A 21,245-nucleotide genomic window follows, 5' to 3' on the forward strand; every position below is an offset into this window, starting at 1 on the left:
GGTGGCGAAGCAATGACGTTGTTGCCACAGCAGCATAGTCACACTTTTTATAAGCCACCATGTTCCGCCTTGTACTCAACTTGACCCCAGGTTACGCAGCATGAAATTCGCCACCCTCGGCCCCGCCGGCAACAACCACGAACTGGTGCTCGAGCGCTACCTCGAGCGCCGCGCCATTCAGGATGCCGAGATCGAGCTGCATGAAGACTTCGATAGCGCCTTTGCGGCGCTGCTGAACGGTGGGGTCGACTTCCTGCTGCAGTGCACCGCCCACCCCAGCCACGCCGAATGGGTAGGCCGCAGCATGCATCGCGCCTTCCCGGTGGACAGCTTCATCGCCCCCAGCAAGCCGCTGGCGATCCTCGCCCGTAGCGACGTAGCGCGCCCCCGGCAACTCGGACTGCAGCCGGCCACCCGCTACTACGCCGACCTCTCCGGCTACGCCGAGCTGGTCGAGGAGCCGACCACCGTCAGCGTTGCCGAGGGGCTGCTGGCCGGGCGCCTCGAGGCGGGCATCTGCGCCCTCGAGTACCTCGAGCGCCACCCCGAGCGGCTGCGCCTGGTGGCCGATCTTGGCCCGGCGCTGGATACCTGGGTGGTGTTCGGCCGCCGGCCACTGGACGGCGACCTGATCCACTGCGCCCCGGTGCCGGCTAGATAGCGAAGATCACCACTGCCCCGGCCACGATCAGCGCCAGCCGCAGCCACCACGCCTTGCGCGCGATCACCCCGAACGAGATGCCGGTGAGGCCCACGGCGATCTTCAGCGCATCGACCAACGCACCGACGGGGTTGCTGTCGAGGCGGATGATGTCGGGGTTGCTGATCATCGCCAGTGGGATGATATACAGCCCGATGCCCAGCGCCATGGCCTTGAGCGCCACCTTGAGCCAGTTTTCGCCGACCATGCCCGCGGCGATGAACACCCCGCCACATACTGGCGGCGTGATCGTCGACAGCAGCGCGAACCAGAACACGAACAGGTGCGCCAGCAGCGGCTCCAGGCCCAGCGCCGTCAAGGCCGGACCGGCCACCGAGACGCAGATCACATAGGCCGCGGTGGTCGGCACCTCCATACCCAGGATCAGACAGGCCAGCGCGGTGAGCAGCAGCGCCGGCCACAGCATGTCATTGGAGAGCGACAGGATCCCCGAGGTGATCTTGACCCCCAGCCCGGTCAGCGACAGCACGCCGATCACCAGCGAGGCGCAGATGATGATCGCGCCGATCACCGCAACCTGGCGCCCGGCAGTCACCGCCGCATCGGCCAGGCGGGTCAAGAAACCGCGCAGCGAGAAGCTCAGCGTGACGTCGAAGAACAGCAGTGCCATGCCAGCGAAGATCGCGATGCTCGCCGCATACTGCGGGGTATAGCCGCCCAGGAATATCCGCTCCAGCAGCAGCACGAACGGCACTGCGAAGAACAGCGAGGTGATCAGCACCTCCTTGGGGCTGGGCCGCTCGCTCTCGGCCACGGGCTTGAGGTCGTGGCGGGTGGCGTAGGCGTTGATACCCACCCACACCGTGACGAAGTAGAGAATCGCCGGCAGCAGCGCCGCGGCCATGATCTGGGTGTAGGGGGTGCCGGTCAGCTCGACCATCACGAAGGCGCCGGCGCCCATCAGCGGCGGCATGATCTGCCCGCCCGACGAGGCCACCGCCTCCACCGCGCCGGCCAGCGCCCGCGGGTAGCCCAGCCGCACCATGGAGGGAATGGTGATCGCCCCGGTAGAGGCCACGTTGGCCGAGGCCGAGCCGGAGATCGAGCCCATCAGCGCCGAGGAGATCACCGAGACCTTGGCTGCGCCGCCGGTCAGGCGGCCGGCGAAGGCGCTGGCCAGGTTCATGAAGCCCTGCCCCGCTTCACCGGCATTGAGCACCGCGCCGAAGATAACGAAGATCGCCACCACCCCGACGCTGACCCCGGTCAGCGAGCCCCACAGCCCGCTCTCGGCAATGGTCAGGGTGCCCACGTAGCTGGCCATGGGCATGCCCGGGTGGCCAAACACACCGGGCAGGTACTGCCCAAGGGCGCCATAGGCAAGTGCGGCAAGCGCCACCAGTGGCAGCGGCCAGCCGATGGCGCGCCGCGCCGCTTCCAGGGCCAGGAAGATCAGGAACCCCCCGATGGCCATCTGCAGCGAAGTGTCGATAAAGCCATATTGGTTGGCCAGCGTCCGTTCGTTGAGGGCGATATAGGCGCAGGCCGCGACACCCAGGCCGGTCAGCAGCCAGCCGCTGATGCGCTGCCAGGGCGTCCTGGCCATGAAGATCAACACCCAGGGCAGCGCCAGCGCCATGTGCATCGGCCGGCTGACCAGCGCCGGGGTCAGGCCGTAGAAGATCAGGCCGAGATGGAATACCACCGTGGCCGCGCCCAACGCCACCCAAGCAGGATGCAGGCGACGCCCACCATCGGCATCAGAAGTGAGTAGTAACGACATCAGGAGAATTCAGTCAGGGAGTAACGGCCGCCGCGGCCACCCCTGGGGGTAACCGCGGCGCATGGAAGGAGGGAACCAGCAGCGAACATTTGCTAGCGCAGCACGTCGGGGACCTCGATATCGGCCTCGTCATAGTAGCGCAGCGCCCCCGGGTGCAGGGTGCCAGCGATGTTGCCCACCATGTCGTGCTCGATGCTGCCCCACCAGGGCGACTCCTCGGCCATCGTCTCGCGGCGTTCCCAGAACGTCTTGGTCAGCTGGTAGGCGGTGTCGTCGTCCATGTTGCTGGTGGTGTAGGCGATCACCGGCAGCGACGTGGTCTCCACGTCCTCGCCGACCCCGGAGTAGGTGCCGCCGGGAATGGTCTGACGCGCAGCGCCGGTCTGCTCGATCTCATCGTCGCTCAGCGACACCAGGCTGATCGACATGCTCGCGGCGGTCTCGATCACGTTGGGCGTGGGGAAGGAGCTGGCGGTGACGAAGGCATCCACCTGGCCGTTCTGCAGCGCGTCCGGCCCGCTGCCGATGGAGGCATCGGCGATATCCACCTTGTCGAGCAGGTCGAACAGCTCCAGGTAGCGCTCCGCCTCGCGGGCGCCGAAGGTGCCGCGACCGATCAGGATATGCTTGCCTTCCAGGTCCTGCATCGAGATCACGCCCTCGTCGCCAGCGGCCACGAAGTGCATGGTGATGGCGGGAATCGGGAACAGCCCGCGGATCTCCTGGAAGCGCGGGCTCTGGCGCTCGGCAAAGGGTCCCTCGCCGGCCAGCGCCTGCTCCACCAGTCCCGGCGGCGTGGTGAACACATAGTTGCCCTGGCGCGCCATCACTTCCATGACGTTCTGCACCGAGCCCTGGCTCTCCTCGAGGGTCAGCACGATCTCGTCGTCGGTGCCGCGGCGGATCGCCTCGGACAGCTCGACGCCCATCTGGTAGTAGGCGGTGCCGGCAGAGGCCGACTTGTAGGTGACGCGGGTCTCGGCCTGGGCCTGGAAGGCCAGGGTGGTCATGGCGACCGCCGCGGCAGAGGCCAGCAGGGTGCGTGGGAAGTGGCGCATATAGATCTCCCGTGGGGCGCGTCCAGTGGCAGCGCCCTCCAATCGTTGATTATCGGCGGTGCAGCGGCGACACCGCTTCGTTATTAGGCAACTACGTAATAGAGCATCTCCGTTGCCGCGAGACAACTGCTCATCACGCTACCAGGGCAGCGGCTCACCGTTGCTGTGCCAAAAACCGCCGCTGGTTTCCAGGGAGAGCGCCTCGATACGCGCCGCGATTCCGGCCGCCGCCTCATCCGGCGAAATCAAGCCGCCGAAGTTGACCATGCGCGTCTGCACATAACCGGGATGAAGCTGGGCAACAGCGATACCGCGCGGCGCGAGGTCCACCGCCAGCGACTTGCCGAAGGCGTTGAGCGCCGCCTTCGAGGCGCGATAGCCGTAGCGACCGCCGGAGTCGTTGTCGGCGATGGAACCCATGCGGCTGGTGATATTGGCGATCTTGCTGCCCTCCCCCAGGCACCCCAGCAGCGCCTCGGCTACGCGCAGCGGCGCATAGGCGTTGATCTCCATCTGCTCGCGAATCGTGTCGAAGTCGATCTCGCCGAGCTGCTCGTCGCGCAGCAGGCCGGCATTATTGATCAGCAAGTCGAGCCGGGTACCGTCCAGCGCCTCTGCCAAGCCCGCCACATCGGCCTCTCGGGTCACATCGATACCCTCGATGACCCGTTCGGCCACGTCAGCCAGCTCCGCGGAGGCCGAGCGGCATACCCCGATGACCTGCCAGCCCTCGCGATGGTAGTGCTGTGCCAGCGCAAGCCCGACGCCGCGATTGGCGCCGGTGATCAATACCGTGGACGTCATCTCGCCTCCTGACATGGTTAGGGTTCCAACCAAGCCTGGGGGCAAGTGGGTAAGGACGCAAGGGCGACTTAATGTGCCGCTGCACGCGCCTTGAGGCGCTGCCGCACGACCTTCAGAATCGGTGATATCACGGCGAGCAGGGTAATTGCCGCCAGCCCCATCGACAGTGGGCGTGCCACCAGGGCGCTCCACTCACCCTGACCGATCAGCAGCGCCAGGCGCAGGTTGGACTCAGCCATGGTGCCCAGCACCACGCCCAGCACCACCGGTGCCAGTGGGTACTGCATGCGGTCGAGAAATACCCCCACCACGGCAAAGGCCAGCAGCAGGAACACATCGAACATGCTGTTATTGACCGAGTAGACCCCGACGATGGTCAGCGAGAAGACGATCGGGATCAGTAGCAGCGGCGGCAGCTTGAGAATCTTGACGAATACCCGCGACCCCAAGTAGCCACCCAGCACGATCAACAGCGCCGCAGTGATCAGCATCTGTAGCATGAAGCCATAGACGATCTCGCCACTATCGCGAAACAGCGCCGGCCCGGGTTGCAGGCCATGCACCAGCAGGCCACCGAGAATCACCGCCGAGACGGAGCTACCGGGAATCCCCAAGGTGAGTGCCGGCACCAGAGCGGCGGCATTATCGGCGTTATTGCCACACTCGGCAGCGGCTACGCCCTCTTCGGCACCGTGGCCGAAGCGCTCAGGTGTTTTCGAGGCGCGCTTGGCCTCGTTATAGCTCATGAACGAGGCCATATTGCCACCGGCCCCGGGCAGGATCCCGACCACCACACCGATCAGCGAGGAGCGCAGCCAGGTAGGCCATAGCAAGCGATACGGTACGCGCTCGGACTGAGCAAGATCTAGCCTGGCCTCCTGTACCGGCTTGCGTTCACGCACCGCTCGTTCGGCCAGGCGCAGCGTCGGCGGGATACCAAACAGACCGATCAACACCACGACGATATGGAAGCCACCGGTCAGCTCACTCTGGCCGAAGGTCAAGCGGCCAGCCCCTGATACAGTGTCGATCCCGACCATGCCGATCAAGAGCCCTATGGCAGCCGCCACGATCCCCTTCCAGGGATCGTTGCCGACAAGCACTGCGATGCTCGCCAGGCCAAAGAAGGCAACCCAGAAGTAGTCGGCGGGCCCGAAAGCCAGCGTTACCCGCGAGAGAGGTGGCGCCAGCGTAATCAACGCTACCGCACTGGCAATGCCGCCGATGGCAGAGGAAACCACGGCAATTTTCAGCGCTAGCGGCGCGCGGCCCTGGTCCGACATCGGGCCACCATCAAGAATCGTCGCAACCGAAGCCGGCGTACCAGGAATCCGCAGCAGAATCGAAGGGATCGCGCCACCATACATAGCACCATTATAAATACCGGCCATCATGCCCAGCCCCACCAGCGGGTGCAGCCCAAAGGTCAGCGGGATCAGGATGGCGATGCCCATGGTCGCGCTGAGGCCAGGGAGCGCGCCGATGCATATCCCCAGAATCGTGCCGCCCACCATGGCCAGCAGGTTTTCCCACTCGAGGATTAGTACGAGAGACGTCGCAAGTGAATCCAGCATGTCGTTCTACCGCCTCCTCAACGCAGGAAGAATTCTCGCGGCAGGGGCCGCTCGAAGACCCCGATGAAAATCAGATACAGCATGCCCAGCACGATCGCTGCATTAATGGCGATGCCCAGCAGGTGGCGATAGCCGAGAGCATAAGGCAGCGCCAACAACATCAAGCCCGTAGCGGAGAAGAACCCCAAGGGACGCACTAGCAAGGCGTAGAGCAGCAGCCCCACCGCAGCGATCAGGATCTGGCGCAGCGCCAACCAGTCTTCGCGCTGCCACTGTTTGCGTGGCGCCGTCCATAGGCGGTGGCGAAGGAGCAGCAGCGCCTTGAGCCCGAGACCCAGCGAACCGAACAGCATGACTGCGCCGATCAACATCGGAAACATGCCGCTGTCACCCCGCAGGGTGGTGCCGTAATAGAACACCGAAACTGCCAGTAAGCCGGTGATCAGCGACGAGACGGCATCGCGTCTCGCGGCTCCGATCTCACCCCTTTCTTCGCTCAACTCACTCATGAGATACACCCGTTATGCATGCCAATGAGCGCGGCAGCCGCCGCGTTCGTGAGTGGGATGGCGGCATCACTCCGCCCAGGGGTCCTCGTCCCAGATCGCCGACATCTCGGTATAGGTTTCATCGATCAGGGCTGCGTACTCGTCGGGAGCCATATAGTCCACCAGCAGTAACCGATCGTCAGCGCTGGCCAGGAACGCATCGCTTTGCACCGCTTGTGCGACAGCGTCGACCAGCGCGTCTCGCACCTCGTCAGGTAGCCCGGCCGGCGCCATCAACCCACGGTAGGAGCCCGCCACGATCTCGGTGCCCACCTCGCCCATGGTCGGCACATCGGGCACCAGATCGATGCGCTCGGCAGCCATTACGCCGAGGATCTTGAGTTCACCGTCGTTATGCAGCGGGCCGGCTTCACTGATGCCCATTACGCTGGCATCGACATGGCTACCCAGCAGCGCGGCGCGGCTCGGCGCGCCGCCAGCAAAAGGAATGTGATTAACGCTGAGGTCCGAAGCGCGCAAGAAGCGGATTAGCGCGGTATGCATGGCGCCACCGCCACCCGAGTTGCCCACCGAGACGCTGCCAGGGTTCGCCTCGACGTGCGCCATCCACTCCTCAAGACTGTTATGAGGACTGTTCGCCGGCACCACCACGGCCCCCGGCTCGGTCACCACGTTGGCCAACAGCTGAAAACTATCGAGATCGTAGGACGGGGAACGCTCGATCATCGGGTTGAGAATCGACGGTACATTGATGATGCCAATGGTGTAGCCGTCCGGATTGGCGTCGGCCACCGCCGTAAAGCCAATCTCGCCACCGCCCCCCGGACGGTTTATCACCGCGATCCGAGTGCCCTCGCCCAGCGCCTCCTCAATGTGCGGCGCCAAGGAACGGGCCAGCACATCGGAACCACCGCCGGCCGAGTAGCCGACGACCATTTCGATATTGGCACTGGGATAGTCGGCCTGGGCCGACACGGCGAACCCGGCCGCCATCGCGCCGGCAAGAAGCGTCTTGGTAAGTGTGATGCGTGGCATAGTATATCTCCTGATGCGTTGTTGTTGATGAAGCGTCTGAATCGCCTGACAGGGGCCAGCCCCGCCTCAGCAATCAGCCGTTACTTACATTGCGGGATACTTGCCCGCGGTAGTCCCACAGCCAGCCCTTGGGCATCGGGCCCTTGTTGCGCCCTCCCTGGCACTGCTGCTCCCAAGCGTGAGCAAGAATGCCCACGCTGCGCGACAGGCAGAACAGCCCCCGCGCCAGCGGCGCAGGAAATCCCAGCTCGGCATGGATCACGGCCGTGGCCCCGTCGATATTGAGCGGAATGGGCTTGCCCTTCTTCGCCTGCAGCTGACGCTCGATCTCACGTGCGATACCGGCATAGGTGCCGCTCACTTCGCCGCGCTCGGCGGCATCATCGACCAGCGCCAAAAGACGCGGCGCCCGCGGGTCGACCGGGTGAAAGCGATGCCCGAAACCCGGCACGATCTTGCCGTGCTCCGCTCGCCACGCCTCTAGCCCCTGCGCCACGACTTGCGGCAACGTCCCGCCTTCCTGCAGCCGCCCCTCAATGGCGCGGTACAGCTCGATCGCCTGCTCGCCAGCCCCGCCATGGATGTCATCGAGCACGTTGATCGCCGAGGCCATGGCATTGTTGAGGCTGCCACCACAGGTCATCGCCATACGCGCAATCGCAATGCTCGGCGCTTGGGGGCCATGGTCCACCGCCCCCACCAACGTGGCCTCGAGCAGCGCTGCCTGGGCGTTGCTAGGCAACTCGCCACGTGTCATCAACCACACCATCTCGGCGAAGCCAACACGGCCGATCAGCTGCTCGATGGGATAGCCGTGGTAGCGGATCTCGCCTGGGCGCATATCGATGATCTCGGTCTGCCACCAGTCGGCAGCCTGGGTATCGAGCGTCGTGGTCTCTGACATCGTTATCTCCGTTAGCTGTCGCGGTGTGTGGCGGGCATGGGCGTGGCACGGCCCAGCAGGCGCGCATTGTCGGCGCCCAGCCGAGGCGGCGGAGTCGCCACCCGCGGCGCCTGGCCGTCGAAGCGGTAGCCGCCGCTAACCACTTCGAGCGGTCGCCCAATACCGCTATCGTCGAAACGTTCGATCAAGCCGCGGTCACGCACCTGAGGGTGCGCCAGCGCCTCGGCCACGCTATACACCGGCCCCGCAGGCACGCCGACGGCCACCAGCGCTTTCCACCAATGCGCCGTGGTCGCGCCTGCCAGAGCCGACTCGATCAGCTCGGCCAGTGCCTGGCGGTGCTCGAGACGCGCCTGGCGCTCGGCGAAGCGCGGATCAACGATCAACTCCTGGCGGCCGACCACTCGGCACAGCGCCTCGAACTGCTCCTGTTTGTTGGCGGCGATATTGAGCAGGCCATCCGCGGTGCGAAAGGTGCCCGAAGGGCTGGCAGTGACGTTGTCGTTACCCAGAGGGCCGGGCGCACGATCAGCCACCAGTAGGTTGGAAACTGCCCACCCCATGGTCGCTAGCACCGAATCCAGCATTGATACATCGATAAAGTGTGCCTTGCGTGGCGTTTCGGCCAGAGCGGCATTGATGGTCATAGCGGCAGTCAGCCCACCGATGGTATCGGCCAACGGGTAGCCCACCCGATATGGGGCGTTATCCGGAGCGCCGGTGATGCTCATCACCCCCGACATGCCCTGGATGATCTGATCGTAGGCGGGATAGTTGGCCAGCGGTCCATCCTGGCCAAAGCCGGAGATGGCGCAGTACACCAACCTTTCATTGACGGTTTTCAGATAGTCGAAAGCGAGCCCCAGGCGCTTCATCACGCCGGGGCGGAAGTTCTCCACCAGCACGTCGGCGTTGGCGACCAGCTCGATGAAATGAGCGCGATCGCTTTCCTCCTTGAGGTCTAGGGTAACCGAGCCTTTGCCCGCGTTCTGGGCCAGAAACGATACCCCCATCAGCTCACGATTGAGGGCAGAGTCGGCACCGAGCTGACGGGCCAAGTCGCCACCCTGAGGCCGCTCCACCTTGAGGACTTCTGCTCCCAGGTGTGCCAACTGGTGGCAACAAAAGGGGCCCGCCAACACATTGGTCAGATCCAACACGCGGACGCCGGTGAGCGGCTTCGACATACAATTCCCTCTAGCAGAATTTATTTCGCTAGACGGAATATAAATCATCCATTCCGCCCAATGCAATGCGTTCTACCCATCGCTATACTAAGGTCTAATCAGGAAAATATGTCACTGAGGATGACGACCCTCGCTCGAGCGTTGGGTAAAACGTAAAGAGAGGTCCGTTCAGTCGGGACGCCGCCTTGGGCGATCAGACCGGGCAACCTTTCTGGCGCAGACTTGCATCGAAGCGCTCGGTATCCAGCTTGCCGGCTTCGTTCTCAGCGCGGATGCGCGCTTCTTTTTCCGCATGAGCTTGGCACTGGGCCAGGATGGCCTCGGCCTCGTCGGCAGGAATTGCGATGACACCATCGGCATCGCCGAGAATCAGGTCGCCAGGCTGGACAGACAGACCGGCGCAAGCGATCGGTACATTGACCTGCCCCGGCCCCTCCTTGCTGGGGCCGCGGTGGGTGTGACCGAGCGCGTAGACAGGCAACCCACCTTCCGCCCACTCGGCAACATCGCGTAGAACACCATCGATCACGAAGCCACCCAGCTGTCGAGAGATCGCCGTTGTGCGCATCAGGCCACCGGTAACGGCCGTGGAGAGGTCTCCGCCGCCATCGATGACGATGATGTCGCCCGGCTGGGCCCGCTGCATTGCGGCATGAACCATAAGGTTGTCGCCGGGACGAGTACGCACGGTAACCGCGGGGCCGCACATCGTGAGGCCAAGATCGTTGTGGTAGGCCCGTAATCCCACCGTCCCGGTATGGCGCCCCATCACGTCGCCGGCATGCGCTACGGGCACCCGACGAAAGGCGTTTACCAACGCCGTGGTTAGCGTGGTGCGGCGCGGATGGATATAAAAACCCATTGGCCAACGCCCAGTCTCGGTGTTCGCACTCATGGTGTTGCCTCCAATAAGTCTTCGTTGACAATCCGCCCATGCGCGGGACGCTGTCCGACCAGCATGGCCAAGGCGTTCTCTGCGGCAGCGCGAGCGGTCCATGCCAAGGCGGCATCACTGTTTCCTCCCACATGGGGCATGATGACCACCTGGGGCATCTGTAATAGGCGATGCCCGGGGTGGGCCGGCTCTTCGGCCAGGGTGTCGAGCCCCGCTCCCCGGAGATGGCCACTGGCAATGCTCTCGGCCAGTGCATCCTCGTCGACCAGCCCACCGCGTGCGGTGTTGATGACGATCGCTCCGGGGCGCAACGCAGCAAGTGCTGTCGTATCCATCAAGTGGCGTGTCTCAGGCAGCAGAGGGCAGTGCAGGGACACCACATCGCTTGCGGCTAGCAGCTCCATCAGGCTTGCTGCCTGGCGAACGCCGTCATGCATCTCGCCTACTGCTGGGTCATAGGCCATCACGTGCATACCGATGGCGCTGGACATGCGTGCGACATGTCGAGCGATGACGCCATACCCCACGAGTCCCAATGTACGGCCGGAGAGCTGCATACCAGGGGCTTGTCTTGGCCACTCTCCTGCACGCACGCGTTCGCTAAGCGTTGGGATGTCGCGGGCTACCGCGAGCATCAAGCCGATAGCGAGTTCTGCTACTGACTGTGCATTGGTACTCCCCACCACTGTGACGGGAATATTGCGTTCCGCTGCGGCTTGAATGTCCACGGCATCGTGACCGACGCCATGACGCGATATCACACGTAGCCCTTGGCATGCGGTAATCGCCTCTCGCCCAATGGGCAGCGTGCGCGCTATCACCGCGTCAATGGGCTGGCTGGACATGATGTCGACGAGGAGATCCTCCTCGCCGAGTGGGATGAACAATAGGCGGCAACCGGCTTGTTCCAGCACCTCCAGTCCATCTTCAGCCAAGCGCGGCGCAGTAATCAGAACGGTGTAGCTCATCGCTTACCCTCTGCATATATCACCATCCAAGGGTCATGACCTGTTGGCTTCGAACGGCGCGAGCTTGCCTGGGGATGCTGGTGAATAAGTGGTTTAGACATGAAATTCCCTCTGACAGAATACATTCCACCAGAAGGAATATAAGGCAAAAATTCCGCCTGTTGCAATGCGTTCTATCCGGCGACATACTAAAGTCTGATCAAAGGAGAGATACCATGGCCGAGCAACGCGTCGAATCCGTGGAGCGTGCCCTGACCCTGCTCAACGCCTTTCGCGCTGATAAACCAGCCTGGACTCTGGCCGAGCTGGCTAACGAAACAGGGTTCTACAAGAGTACTATCCTGCGCTTGATGGGCTCGCTAGAACGCTTCGGTTACGCCCAGCGCGACCGTGATGGTCTCTACCACCCCGGGCCGGCCCTGCTGCGGCTGGGCCAACTAGGGCAGACAAGCGTCAGCCTCGAGGCAGTGGTTAGGCCGATACTGGAACAGCTACGCGACCAAACACGCGAGACCGCCTCGTTTTTTATACGCGATGGCGACGAGCGAGTGTGCCTATACCGCGAGAACGGCCGCCATGAGGTGCGCCATCACGTTGAGGAAGGGGCGCGTCTAGCGCTGGGCCAAGGTGCCGCCGGCCTGGTGCTCGCCCACCCTAGCCCGCAGCGTGGCGAGGTCATTCACTCTTTTGGCGCCCGCGAAGCCAGCCTGGCAGCGATTGCCGTTCCCATCATCGACAGCCGTGGCAAGCTGCACGGCGCACTGGCCATCTCGGGACTGATCAGCCGCTTCGATGACGACGCCTGTGTGCGGTTTGGAGAGGTGCTCAAGGAGAAAGCCGTTCAACTCGAACGGCAGATTGGGTGACAGGGACTGATATTATCGTTCAGCATGTGCCTGGTAAGTGTTAATCGAGCTTGGCGGCTCATCACTTGCCAGTCTTCCATACAGTGCGGAGTCGGAAACAAATCCATTGACTTCCCAACGCTGCCTAAGCAGGCCCTCTTTAGTGAAACCGAGTTTTTCCAGAGCCTTCGCCGAGGACTGGTTTTCTGGATCAATTTCAGCCTCAATGCGGCGCAGCCCTAATGCATCGAAGCCGTAGTCAATCAATACTTCACCTGCCTCACTGATATAGCCTTTCCCCCAACAAGAGCTGCTCAATCCAAAACCGATTTCAGCACGCCTGGACTCTTTATCATAATTGAAAAGCATGCATTTCCCAGCCAACGTCCCATCAGGTTTCAAATATATACCCAGGACAAGGGACTCTTGACGCCACATAGAGTCGTTGCTGCTATTTATAAAGTCAACAGCATCTTGAAGATTCGTCCAGGGTGCGGTGTTCCAGTATTTCATCACCTCAGGATCAGAGAATATTTCCAGTAAACCTTCCGATTCATTGATGGCTAGTGGCCGCAACGTTAATCGATCTGTCTCAATCACCGGGAAAAACACTTCTTCGGACATATATTCTCCGACTGGATATGCTTTTTTCAGCTTAGTTATACGCCACCATGATGATGTCAAGCTATGCCATGGGTAGCAACTGTTTGTCACTGCCCACTAGCCTTCCCGCTGCAGCTTCGCGCGCCGCGCGACTTCTGCCGGCGTCGGGGGATCCATGCCGAAGTCACCGGTTTCAACCCTGCCTTGGCGCAGGTACTTGGCAATCACAATACCGTTGGGCGATACGCGATGGGTCGCGAGCCGATACGCCGCAGCACTCGCAGCGTCGTCGAACAGCCGCTTGCCGCGGCCGAGCACCACGGGGAAGGTAAAGGTAGTGATCTCATCGACGAGGTCGCTGGCAAGCAGCGTCTTAACCAGCCCAGAGCTGCCTTGCGTGAGTAGCGCAGGCCCCTCCTCCTGCTTCAGCCTGGCGACCTCGCTCGCCGCATCGCTCAAGACCACCGAGCCCTCCCAGGTCAATGCCAGGCCCTTGCGAGTCGCAACATACTTGTTGATCGAGTTGAAGGTTCTGGCGATGGCATCGTCAGGCCCCTGCTCGGCATACGGCCAGTGCGCGGCGAAGATCTCGTAGGTCTTGCGCCCCAATAGCAGATCGAATGGCTGGCTGAACAGCTTGTCGATCTCTTCTCCAAATACCTCGTCCGCCAGCGGCGCGACCCAGCCACCGTAGCGGAATCCGCCGGTCGGGTCCTCCTGCGGCCCACCAGGGGCCTGTATCACGCCGTCGAGCGACAGCATGGCGCCAACGATCACCTTGCGCATAAACTCATCCTCCTGGTTGGCTGCTACCCCCCGTAGTCGAATGAGGCATCACGGAATCGACACAGCCTGCTTGTCGAATGCTGAAGCGGCGGGCTTCTTGGCCAGCAGCGATGCTTTCAACAAAGATGTGCGAGGCTCGCTGTGCACAACGCAAAGTGCAAGTGAGTGGCCCCCGACGAACGAGCCCCTCACCCGAATGCACTGTGCGCCCTGCTTTTACTACCGAAGCGCCGCCGATAGCCGGGATCACGCCAATGACGAGTCAGAAACTCTTGGAACACGGAATCTTTACAACCGTCGGAAGCCCTGAAAGGCACCGAAACGCCCCGTTACACGCAAGTAGCAGTGAGTGGAAAATTCTAGGATGCCCCGATACACATTATCCTTCATGTTCCATCAGTCTAGAAGAAAGTTCAGCCTCTCATCAGTCTTCTTCGGGTCAATTTCGAGTATTTCTGCGGTAACAATATTTTCTGCTACAAAAGGATCCTGATTGACACGGTGTTCAAGGTCTTCGCGTGAAATGCCATGAGCCATAATAGAGCCGCCTAGGCTGGGCTTGAGACTACCGGCCATCAAGAAAACACCATCCTCGAATCCACTCTTTATCCATTGATTGTGTAACTCCATGAAGGCACTTGCCTGGCTTTTATTTTCCGAAAACCGTAAGAGAACGATAAACATCAGGACACCTCCGATTTAGCATTTCTATGACGTTCAAGAGAGATTAGCCATTCATTCAGGCGACCTACTTCGCTACTGATGAACTCTTCGTCCTGGAAAGCACTAGCTAGTGTCGCCACCCCCTGACTGGCTGCCAGAAGGTGCATTGCCAGCTGGTCAGCATCACCGTGACGACCAAGCAGTTCAAACTGCCGTCGCAACCAGGCTCTGAAAAGAGTGAACAGTTCATTGGCATTGCTCTTGGCAGGATGCTCCAGTTTGGCGAGCTCCGAACAGAGTGTGCCGACCGGACAGCCATAGCGCTTAATCTTTGCCCGATTCATGATCAGAATATTGATAAAGCTTCTAATTCGGTCACCAGGGGAATCTCCTTGCACTTCCCACTCCTCCAGCATTGATCTCGTACGGGCCAAACGACGATTGATTACACTATCAAGGATTTCGTCCTTGGTCTTGAAGTGATAGTAGAAGTTTCCGCGGGAAATGCCTACGGCTTCCGCTATTTGTGAAAAAGTAGTGTGCTCAAAGCCCTGCTCATAGAACAGTTGATCCGCTTCAGCGATGATGCAGTCTCTTGTCTGCGTGTTGGCCACCAGAACACTCCTTTCTTATCACCCGAGCATGTAGGACGCTCATCCTATATAGCAAATCTAGGACAAGCGACCTAATGCGTCAAGCGGCAGACGCCGCTCTTTTACATTAGCCTGGGTAGTAGCGTGCTGGCTGCAAAGAGGTGAAGTGCAGGCCAACGCAACTCGCCCCGCCATGTAGCATGGCGAGGCGAGATGGTGGGCAGGCTGCCCAGTAGCTGGTGAAGTCGCAGCCGGCTAGCCGTTGACCGCCTTGGCGATGCGCTCGCCGATGTCCTGGTCGATGTTGCGCCAGTATTGGATGGCACGTTCCAGCACCTCGGGGGAAACGCCATCCTTGAGGTGGCCGCTGGCGTTATTGACCAGCCGCTCGCGCTGGGCGTCGTCCATCACCTCGTTGATCAGGGTATTGGCCTGGCTGACGTCGTCATCGTCCGGGCGCAGGGTATAGGCGGCACGCACGAATTCTCCGTCGGCTGCCCAGGTGGTGTCCTCGGGGTAGCGTTCGGGGTCGGCGTGGGGGCCACCCTTGCTGTTGGGCGCATAGACCGGGTCGGTGACATTGTGCATGCGCATGGCACCGTCCTTGCTGTAGCTGTGCACCGGCACCTTGGGCGAGTTGACCGGGATATGCTTGTAGTTGACCCCGAGCCGCGCGCGATGGGCATCGGCGTAGGAGAAGCCGCGGGCCAGCAGCATCTTGTCCGGGCTGAGGCCGATACCAGGCACCAGACTATTGGGCTCGAAGGCGGCCTGTTCGATCTCGGTGTGGTAGTCGGTGGGGTTGCGATCCAGCGTCAGTCGGCCCACTTCGTGCAGCGGGTAGTCGCCCTTGGGCCACACCTTGGTGAGATCGAAGGGGTTGATGCGGTAGGTCTTGGCGTCGTCGAACGGCATGATCTGGACCTTGAGCGTCCAGCTCGGGTGGTTGCCGTTCTTGATGGCGTCGTAAAGGTCGCGGGTATGGTAGTCGCCATCGGCACCCGCCAGCTGATCGGCCTCTTCCTGGGTCAGGCACTCGATGCCCTGGTCGGTCTTGAAGTGGTACTTGACCCAGAAGCGCTCGCCCTTGGCGTTGACCCACATATAGGTGTGGCTGGAGTAGCCGTTCATGTTGCGCCAGGTCTTGGGAATGCCACGATCACCCATCAGCCAGGTGACCTGGTGGGCGGACTCCGGCGAGAGCGTCCAGAAGTCCCACTGCATGTCGTGGTCGCGCAGGTTGGTGTCGGCGCGGCGCTTCTGGGAGCGGATGAAGTGCTGGAACTTCAGCGGGTCGCGGATGAAGAACACCGGGGTGTTATTGCCCACCATGTCGTAGTTGCCCTCGGAGGTGTAAAACTTGAGGGAGAAACCACGCGGGTCGCGCCAGGTGTCGGGGCTGCCCCGCTCCCCCGCCACCGTCGAGAAGCGGATCAGCGTCTCGGTGGTGGTGCCGGGCTGGAACACAGCGGCCTTGGTGTACTGGCTGAGGTCCTGGGTCACCTCGAAGCGGCCGAAGGCACCGCCACCCTTGGCGTGGGGCTGGCGCTCGGGAATCCGCTCGCGGTTGAAGTTGGCCATCTGCTCGATGAGGTAGTGGTCGTGCAATACGAGCGGGCCATCCGGGCCTACGCTGAGCGAGTGCTCGTCGCTTGAGACCGGGATTCCTGCATCATTGGTGGTCGGTTTGCGGTCATCGCTAGTCACGGTCAATCCTCCTTGTCTGAACGCGAGGCGTAGTCGCTACGCCTGCTCAGCCTAGTGGAAGCTCCGCCTTCCTTCACACAACCTGGGATAATTGTGGCGATAGTCTTTACGCTATCGCCTGGCGACGCTGCGCCTTACAAGGCACACTAGCGCTCACTGGCTCGCCTCTTGACCACGCCACCACTCGGCATATGAGCTGTTGCGCGGATGCTTGCCGGTCTCGTCCGGCGCGTTGTCATCCCACCATACCGGGCCGCGCTCGCCAAGGGCGATCTTCGCCACATCCACCGCCTGGCGCGCCTGGCGCGCCTCGCGCAAGGCCTCGTCATCCTCGGCCTGCTTGGCGAGCTTGACCGCGCGGCGCGCCTGCATCAGCGCCTTGACCCGCGCGCGTCGAGTGGTGTCGTCGAGGGCGGGATCGGTCTTGCGCCAGAGCTTTTGCTTGGCAACGAAGTAGCGGCCATCCGGCGTCTCGGGGTAATCGGCGCGGCGCTTGCTCATAGCGTTGCCAGTACCTCGGCGGTGCTACGCACCGTGCAGAACTCACCGTGCAGGCTCGCCAGGTTAGCGCCGTGCATCTGTTCGGCGCTGTAGTGGGTGCCATCCGGCCCGGTGCGCTCGAAGGTGGCGGTGGCATCGCCAACCAGCGTCACCGAGAAGCCGAGGTTGCCGGCCATGCGGGTGGAGGTGGAGACGCAGTGGTCGGTGGTCAGGCCGACGATCACCAGTTCGCCGATGCCACGCTCGCGCAGATAGGCCTCGAGGGTGGTGCCGATAAAGGCGCTGTTGACCGATTTGCAGAACTCCGGCTCGCCGTCGCGGGGTTGGGCCTCGGGCTTATAGGCATTGCCGGGGGCGTCGGCACGCAGCGGCGACCCCGCCTCCACCGAGCAGTGACGCACGTGCAGCACGGGGCGCTCGGCATTGCGCCACGCCGCCAGCAGTGCGGCGATATTGGTCTCTGTCCCGGGGTTGTTGCGGGCGCCGTAGGCAGCATCGTCGAGGCCCTGCTGTACATCGATGACCAGTAGTGCGGGCGGTTGCATTGGCATCTCCTTGGCGGTGGGGGTAATGGCGGTGCGCCTGACAAGTCGCGTATTCCCCGGCACCATGATAGGCCACTCATCGCGCTCGTGGTGCCTTTGATATGCACCGCAGAGCGGCTTGGTGCCAGCGCGCGCCCCTTCACGCGCGTCTGCGGCAGATGAGCGTTTCGGTCAGCGAGTCAACGCCACGGCAGCGCCAATCGCCACGGCGATCAGGACCAGGCCAGCCAGGTTACCGGCATAGCGGACGTATTGATGTAGCATGCTGCACTCCCTCAAACGATGGCGAAACGGTCGGATGTAAGCCGGGTGGCGGGCACCCCAAGCTCGATCAGGGCGCACTCTGACGCGTTCATCATCGGCGGTGGCCCGCAGATGAAGTACTCGCGCTGGCCATCGTCTTGCGGTAGGCAGCGCTCCAGCAGCGCCTTGTCGATATAGCCCTCCTCGCCCTGCCAGCCCGCGGGCGGGTCGCTGAGCACGTGGATCACCTTGAGCGGCAGCTCGGCCTCGTGGGTCAGGGTAGTGGCATCGCCCAGCGCCGGCTGGTTGTCGACCACTTGCCAGGGCCGCCTGCGCAGCCGCCACCACTCGTAGGAAAGCCCCAGCTGCACCCGCCATAGGGAGCTTACGATCAGCACCACGCTGGCACCCAGCAGGCCGACCAGCGCGAAGGCACGCAGGGTGTCGTCGCGGGGGTCGAGAAACTCGAGATAGCTCGGGTCGGCGGCGAAGATCAGCAGCGGATGCAGCAGCACCAACCATAGTGCTAGCAGGCCGGTCTGGCGGTGAAACTGCAGGATATTGTCGAAGCCGACGCTTTCGGCAAACCAGCGGTGCCGGCCGGAGATGACCACCTGCATGCCGAACACGCCCAGCGCCAGCAGCCCGAACATCACCCCGGTGGCGCCGAGCAGGCCGCGGGTTTCCTGGGGCGGAGAGAGTAGCGCGATGCCCAACGGCAACAGCGCCATCAGCACATACAGGCTGCCCCACAGCAGCCCACGGCGAGTGATGGGTCTCATCGGTCCTCCTTGGCTCGCATCCATGCTTGCCCGGCCAGTGTGGCCCAGGCCAGTGGCATATCTAAGTCGCTCCGTTCGCTGCTAGGGGATGTATATCACTACCCTGCTCACTGCCATTAAGGAGGATGACATGAGCCAGGACGCCACCCGGCAAGCTCACACCCACCTGTTCGACGATGCACGCTCGCGCCTGGAGGAGGTCTTCGAGACCCTCGATATCAGCCCTGACGCCCGCGAGCGGCTGATGCAGCCGGCGCTATCGCTGCAGGTCAGCGTGCCGGTGCGCATGGACGACGGCAGCCTCAAGGTATTTCCCGGCTGGCGGGTGCAGTACGACACCAGCCTCGGCCCGGCCAAGGGCGGCATTCGCTTTCACCCTGCAGTCGACCAGCTCGAGGTCACCACGCTGAGTTTCTGGATGGCGGTCAAGTGCGCGGTGGTCAGCCTGCCCTTCGGCGGCGGCAAAGGGGCGTACAGGTCGACCCCAAGCAGCTCTCACACGAGTGGGTGCAGAACCACAGCGGCGACCGCTGGACGGAGGAGAGCGTCAACCAGCGCCTGGATGCGGTGTTGGAGCGCGAGGCGCGTCGGGTACTCGACCGCGCCGAAGAGGAGAATATCTCCTACCGCAAGGCGGCCTATCGCCAGGGCATCGAGCGTATCGCCGGGGCGATTCGCGAGCGCGGCAACAACCAGGACGGTGAGTAGCCTCCGCCAGGGCTACACCTGTTCCAGCACCAGGCGTGCGGCGCGCTCCTTACAGCGCGTCCATGCGCCGCGCTGACGGAATTCGTCGGCGTCGAGGCACCTGCTGCGCTGGCAGTCTTCATCGAATTGGCGGTTGAGGATAGCGGCCAGGTCTTCGCTGAGTATCAGCGCGCTGCACTCCTCGTCCTTGCCCATCGAGCGGTGATTGACGTTCACCGAGCCGATACAGGCCAGCAGGTCGTCGACGATGGCCAGCTTGGCATGCAGCATGGTCGGCGCAAATACCCACACCTTGGCACCGGCTGTGAGCAGGCGCTCGACGCTGGGCTGCCCGGCGAGCTGCGAGATGCGGCTATCGTTATGCTTGCCGGGCACCAGGATCTCGACCTCGACGCCGCGAGCCAGAGCGTCGAGCATGGTCTGCACCAGGGTCTCGTCGGGGGCGAAATAGGCCGTGACAATGCGCAGGCGGACATGACTCACCGACACCAGCGAGCGCATCATCGCCGCGGACTCGGTCCAGCCGATGGTCGAGGAGGCACGCACGAACTGGATCGGCACGCCGTCATGATGAGGCTTCACGCGCTCGCGGATCGCTTCCCAGCGCCATGCGCCGCACTCGTTCCAGTTGTCGAGAAAGGCCGCATAGAGGCCGATCACCGCCGGCCCTTCCACCCGCACGTGGGTCTCGCGCCACTCGCCGGGATGACGTGCATCGCCCTCCCACTCCTCGGCAATCCCCACCCCTCCGGTGAATCCGATACGGTCGTCGCACACCAGGATCTTGCGGTGGGTGCGTTTGTCGAAGCGCCACGGCCGCCACAGCTTGAGTGGACGGAACCAGCGAATCTCCACGCCGGCCTGAGACATGTGATCGACCAGCTCGCGCGACATCTTCTTGGCGCCGATGGAATCGAGCACCACGCGAACTCTCAGGCCCTCTTCGGCACGGCGCGACAAGGCATGACCAAAGCGACGCGCAATGTCGCCGGTCCAGTAGACGAAGGTCACCAGCTCGATGGAGTACTTGGCTTGCTCAATGGCCTCGAGCATGGCGGGAAAGATTTCCACGCCATTGCGTAATATCTCGACCCGGTTGCCATCGACGAAGTGTGCCCCCAGGGTGTACTCCATCTCGGTGCGGTAGTACTCGGGCGAGCGGCGCATCAATCGCGGTCGACGCGGCTGGCGCTGTCGCTGCCTTGGTTGACGTAGACCTCGAGCTCACGGCCACTTTCATCGTCGCCCTCGATCTCGATCATGCCCTGCTTGTCGATCTGGATCTCCTCGAACTCGACCATGCCTTCGCTGGCGGCGATGGCAAAGACGCTGCGCACGTCCTCCTCGCTCATGCCCCAGGCGCCGGTGATACGCCGTTCGCGCTCTTCCTGCAGCAGTTGGCCATCGCTCAACGACAGGCGCACATCGACGTACCACTCGTCATCGGACCAGCCTTCGATCTCGACGCTGGCATTGCTCTTGGCCTCGATCTCCTCGAAGTGGGTAATGCCGTAGTCGCTGGCCGCGCCCAGGATGTCATCCAGACGATCCATCGCCAGCCGGTCGGCGTGGGCTACGCCCACGGCCATCAGCATCGTAGCGGCCGGTATCAACAGGCAGCGCTTGAAATACACCATCGCAATCCTCCATGAATATGCCATGCCTGCGCCCTGCGGCGCAGATCACTAGCTAATGACCCTAGGCACGGCTATTGGTTCTTCAACGAATACTGTTACTCGCAGACGATGCGCGGCAGGTAGAAGCTCACCACCCAGTTGGGTGCGTCGACGATCTCGCTGATACGCAGGTCACCGCACACCGAGCACAGCATGTAGGCCTGCTCGGCGGGCAGGTTGCGTGTCTTGACCAGCCACTCAATGGCACCCTCCAG

Annotated in this window: 24 protein-coding genes and 1 pseudogene; 4 read left to right on the plus strand and 21 right to left on the minus strand. The window is 62.6% G+C overall.

What is annotated here, in order from left to right; genetic code table 11:
- The first annotated feature begins 100 nt into the window (after positions 1 to 100).
- The gene (locus tag CK498_RS10860) at positions 101 to 661 is read left to right on the plus strand and encodes a hypothetical protein (protein WP_095620894.1); all 561 of its coding nucleotides are present in this window, start codon (positions 101 to 103) and stop codon (positions 659 to 661) included.
- On the opposite strand, the gene CK498_RS10865 is transcribed toward CK498_RS10860, so the two are convergent.
- The 10 genes from CK498_RS10865 to CK498_RS10910 all read right to left on the minus strand — a co-directional run bounded on the left by CK498_RS10865 (position 654) and on the right by CK498_RS10910 (position 11,378).
- Entirely contained in the window at positions 654 to 2,444 is a 1,791-nt protein-coding gene (locus tag CK498_RS10865; RefSeq protein ID WP_095620895.1) for a TRAP transporter permease, read from the minus strand. The two genes, CK498_RS10860 and CK498_RS10865, sit on opposite strands and share 8 nt — an antisense overlap.
- 92 nt (positions 2,445 to 2,536) lie before the next feature.
- Positions 2,537 to 3,502, minus strand: a complete 966-nt coding sequence (locus tag CK498_RS10870) for a TAXI family TRAP transporter solute-binding subunit (RefSeq protein ID WP_095620896.1) — start codon at positions 3,500 to 3,502, stop codon at positions 2,537 to 2,539.
- 138 nt (positions 3,503 to 3,640) lie between these two features.
- Positions 3,641 to 4,306 carry an SDR family oxidoreductase gene (locus CK498_RS10875; RefSeq protein WP_176475774.1) on the minus strand — a complete coding sequence of 222 codons (666 nt, stop codon included), beginning with the start codon at positions 4,304 to 4,306 and terminating at the stop codon, positions 3,641 to 3,643.
- 68 nt (positions 4,307 to 4,374) lie between these two features.
- Positions 4,375 to 5,880, minus strand: a complete 1,506-nt coding sequence (locus tag CK498_RS10880) for a tripartite tricarboxylate transporter permease (protein WP_095620898.1) — start codon at positions 5,878 to 5,880, stop codon at positions 4,375 to 4,377.
- A gap of 17 nt (positions 5,881 to 5,897) precedes the next feature.
- A complete protein-coding gene (locus tag CK498_RS10885; protein WP_095620899.1) occupies positions 5,898 to 6,389 on the minus strand; it encodes a tripartite tricarboxylate transporter TctB family protein in 492 nt (163 codons plus the stop codon).
- A gap of 66 nt (positions 6,390 to 6,455) precedes the next feature.
- Entirely contained in the window at positions 6,456 to 7,424 is a 969-nt protein-coding gene (locus tag CK498_RS10890) for a tripartite tricarboxylate transporter substrate binding protein (protein ID WP_095620900.1), read from the minus strand.
- Positions 7,425 to 7,497: 73 nt separating this feature from the next.
- Positions 7,498 to 8,328: a citryl-CoA lyase gene (locus tag CK498_RS10895; protein WP_095620901.1), complete on the minus strand. Its 831-nt coding sequence runs from the start codon at positions 8,326 to 8,328 to the stop codon at positions 7,498 to 7,500.
- Between the two features lie 11 nt (positions 8,329 to 8,339).
- A complete protein-coding gene (locus tag CK498_RS10900) occupies positions 8,340 to 9,515 on the minus strand; it encodes a CaiB/BaiF CoA transferase family protein (RefSeq protein WP_095620902.1) in 1,176 nt (391 codons plus the stop codon).
- Positions 9,516 to 9,708: 193 nt separating this feature from the next.
- A complete protein-coding gene (locus tag CK498_RS10905) occupies positions 9,709 to 10,410 on the minus strand; it encodes an RraA family protein (RefSeq protein ID WP_095620903.1) in 702 nt (233 codons plus the stop codon).
- The gene (locus CK498_RS10910; protein WP_095620904.1) at positions 10,407 to 11,378 is read right to left on the minus strand and encodes a hydroxyacid dehydrogenase; all 972 of its coding nucleotides are present in this window, start codon (positions 11,376 to 11,378) and stop codon (positions 10,407 to 10,409) included. Before CK498_RS10910 ends, CK498_RS10905 begins: the two co-directional genes overlap by 4 nt.
- Before the next feature lie 215 nt (positions 11,379 to 11,593).
- Here CK498_RS10910 and CK498_RS10915 point away from each other — a divergent pair, with 215 nt between their 5' ends.
- Positions 11,594 to 12,244, plus strand: a complete 651-nt coding sequence (locus tag CK498_RS10915) for an IclR family transcriptional regulator (protein WP_095620905.1) — start codon at positions 11,594 to 11,596, stop codon at positions 12,242 to 12,244.
- A 12-nt stretch (positions 12,245 to 12,256) separates the two neighbouring features.
- On the opposite strand, the gene CK498_RS10920 is transcribed toward CK498_RS10915, so the two are convergent.
- The 8 genes from CK498_RS10920 to CK498_RS10955 form a co-directional block, all read right to left on the minus strand.
- Positions 12,257 to 12,847 (minus strand): GNAT family N-acetyltransferase, encoded by a 591-nt coding sequence (locus tag CK498_RS10920; RefSeq protein ID WP_095620906.1) that lies wholly within the window; start codon positions 12,845 to 12,847, stop codon positions 12,257 to 12,259.
- 96 nt (positions 12,848 to 12,943) lie between these two features.
- On the minus strand, positions 12,944 to 13,612 hold the full coding sequence (locus CK498_RS10925) for a dihydrofolate reductase family protein (RefSeq protein ID WP_095620907.1): 669 nt from the start codon (positions 13,610 to 13,612) through the stop codon (positions 12,944 to 12,946).
- A 396-nt stretch (positions 13,613 to 14,008) separates the two neighbouring features.
- The gene (locus CK498_RS10930) at positions 14,009 to 14,296 is read right to left on the minus strand and encodes a YciI family protein (protein ID WP_095620908.1); all 288 of its coding nucleotides are present in this window, start codon (positions 14,294 to 14,296) and stop codon (positions 14,009 to 14,011) included.
- Entirely contained in the window at positions 14,296 to 14,889 is a 594-nt protein-coding gene (locus tag CK498_RS10935; RefSeq protein WP_095620909.1) for a TetR/AcrR family transcriptional regulator, read from the minus strand. Before CK498_RS10935 ends, CK498_RS10930 begins: the two co-directional genes overlap by 1 nt.
- 234 nt (positions 14,890 to 15,123) lie before the next feature.
- Positions 15,124 to 16,575 carry a catalase gene (locus CK498_RS10940; protein WP_095620910.1) on the minus strand — a complete coding sequence of 484 codons (1,452 nt, stop codon included), beginning with the start codon at positions 16,573 to 16,575 and terminating at the stop codon, positions 15,124 to 15,126.
- A gap of 153 nt (positions 16,576 to 16,728) precedes the next feature.
- The gene (locus CK498_RS10945; protein ID WP_095620911.1) at positions 16,729 to 17,076 is read right to left on the minus strand and encodes a hypothetical protein; all 348 of its coding nucleotides are present in this window, start codon (positions 17,074 to 17,076) and stop codon (positions 16,729 to 16,731) included.
- On the minus strand, positions 17,073 to 17,621 hold the full coding sequence (locus CK498_RS10950; RefSeq protein WP_217987752.1) for a cysteine hydrolase family protein: 549 nt from the start codon (positions 17,619 to 17,621) through the stop codon (positions 17,073 to 17,075). Before CK498_RS10950 ends, CK498_RS10945 begins: the two co-directional genes overlap by 4 nt.
- Positions 17,622 to 17,896: 275 nt before the next feature.
- Positions 17,897 to 18,646, minus strand: a complete 750-nt coding sequence (locus CK498_RS10955; RefSeq protein ID WP_095620913.1) for a ferric reductase-like transmembrane domain-containing protein — start codon at positions 18,644 to 18,646, stop codon at positions 17,897 to 17,899.
- A gap of 286 nt (positions 18,647 to 18,932) precedes the next feature.
- Here CK498_RS10955 and CK498_RS26805 point away from each other — a divergent pair.
- Positions 18,933 to 19,088, plus strand: a pseudogene (locus CK498_RS26805) (Glu/Leu/Phe/Val dehydrogenase dimerization domain-containing protein); the annotation flags it as partial.
- Positions 19,089 to 19,153: 65 nt separating this feature from the next.
- Entirely contained in the window at positions 19,154 to 19,354 is a 201-nt protein-coding gene (locus CK498_RS25760; protein ID WP_176475775.1) for a hypothetical protein, read from the plus strand.
- 12 nt (positions 19,355 to 19,366) lie between these two features.
- Here CK498_RS25760 and CK498_RS10965 read toward each other — a convergent pair whose 3' ends face one another.
- The 3 genes from CK498_RS10965 to CK498_RS26525 all read right to left on the minus strand — a co-directional run bounded on the left by CK498_RS10965 (position 19,367) and on the right by CK498_RS26525 (position 21,245).
- Complete coding sequence (locus CK498_RS10965; RefSeq protein ID WP_095620914.1) at positions 19,367 to 20,521, minus strand: phospholipase D-like domain-containing protein; 1,155 nt, start codon at positions 20,519 to 20,521, stop codon at positions 19,367 to 19,369.
- Positions 20,521 to 20,991, minus strand: coding sequence for a PepSY domain-containing protein (locus CK498_RS10970; protein WP_095620915.1), 471 nt, complete (start codon positions 20,989 to 20,991; stop codon positions 20,521 to 20,523). Before CK498_RS10970 ends, CK498_RS10965 begins: the two co-directional genes overlap by 1 nt.
- Before the next feature lie 95 nt (positions 20,992 to 21,086).
- On the minus strand, positions 21,087 to 21,245 hold the full coding sequence (locus CK498_RS26525) for a hypothetical protein (protein ID WP_324615531.1): 159 nt from the start codon (positions 21,243 to 21,245) through the stop codon (positions 21,087 to 21,089).

The organism is Halomonas salipaludis (assembly GCF_002286975.1).
Lineage (GTDB): Bacteria > Pseudomonadota > Gammaproteobacteria > Pseudomonadales > Halomonadaceae > Franzmannia > Franzmannia salipaludis.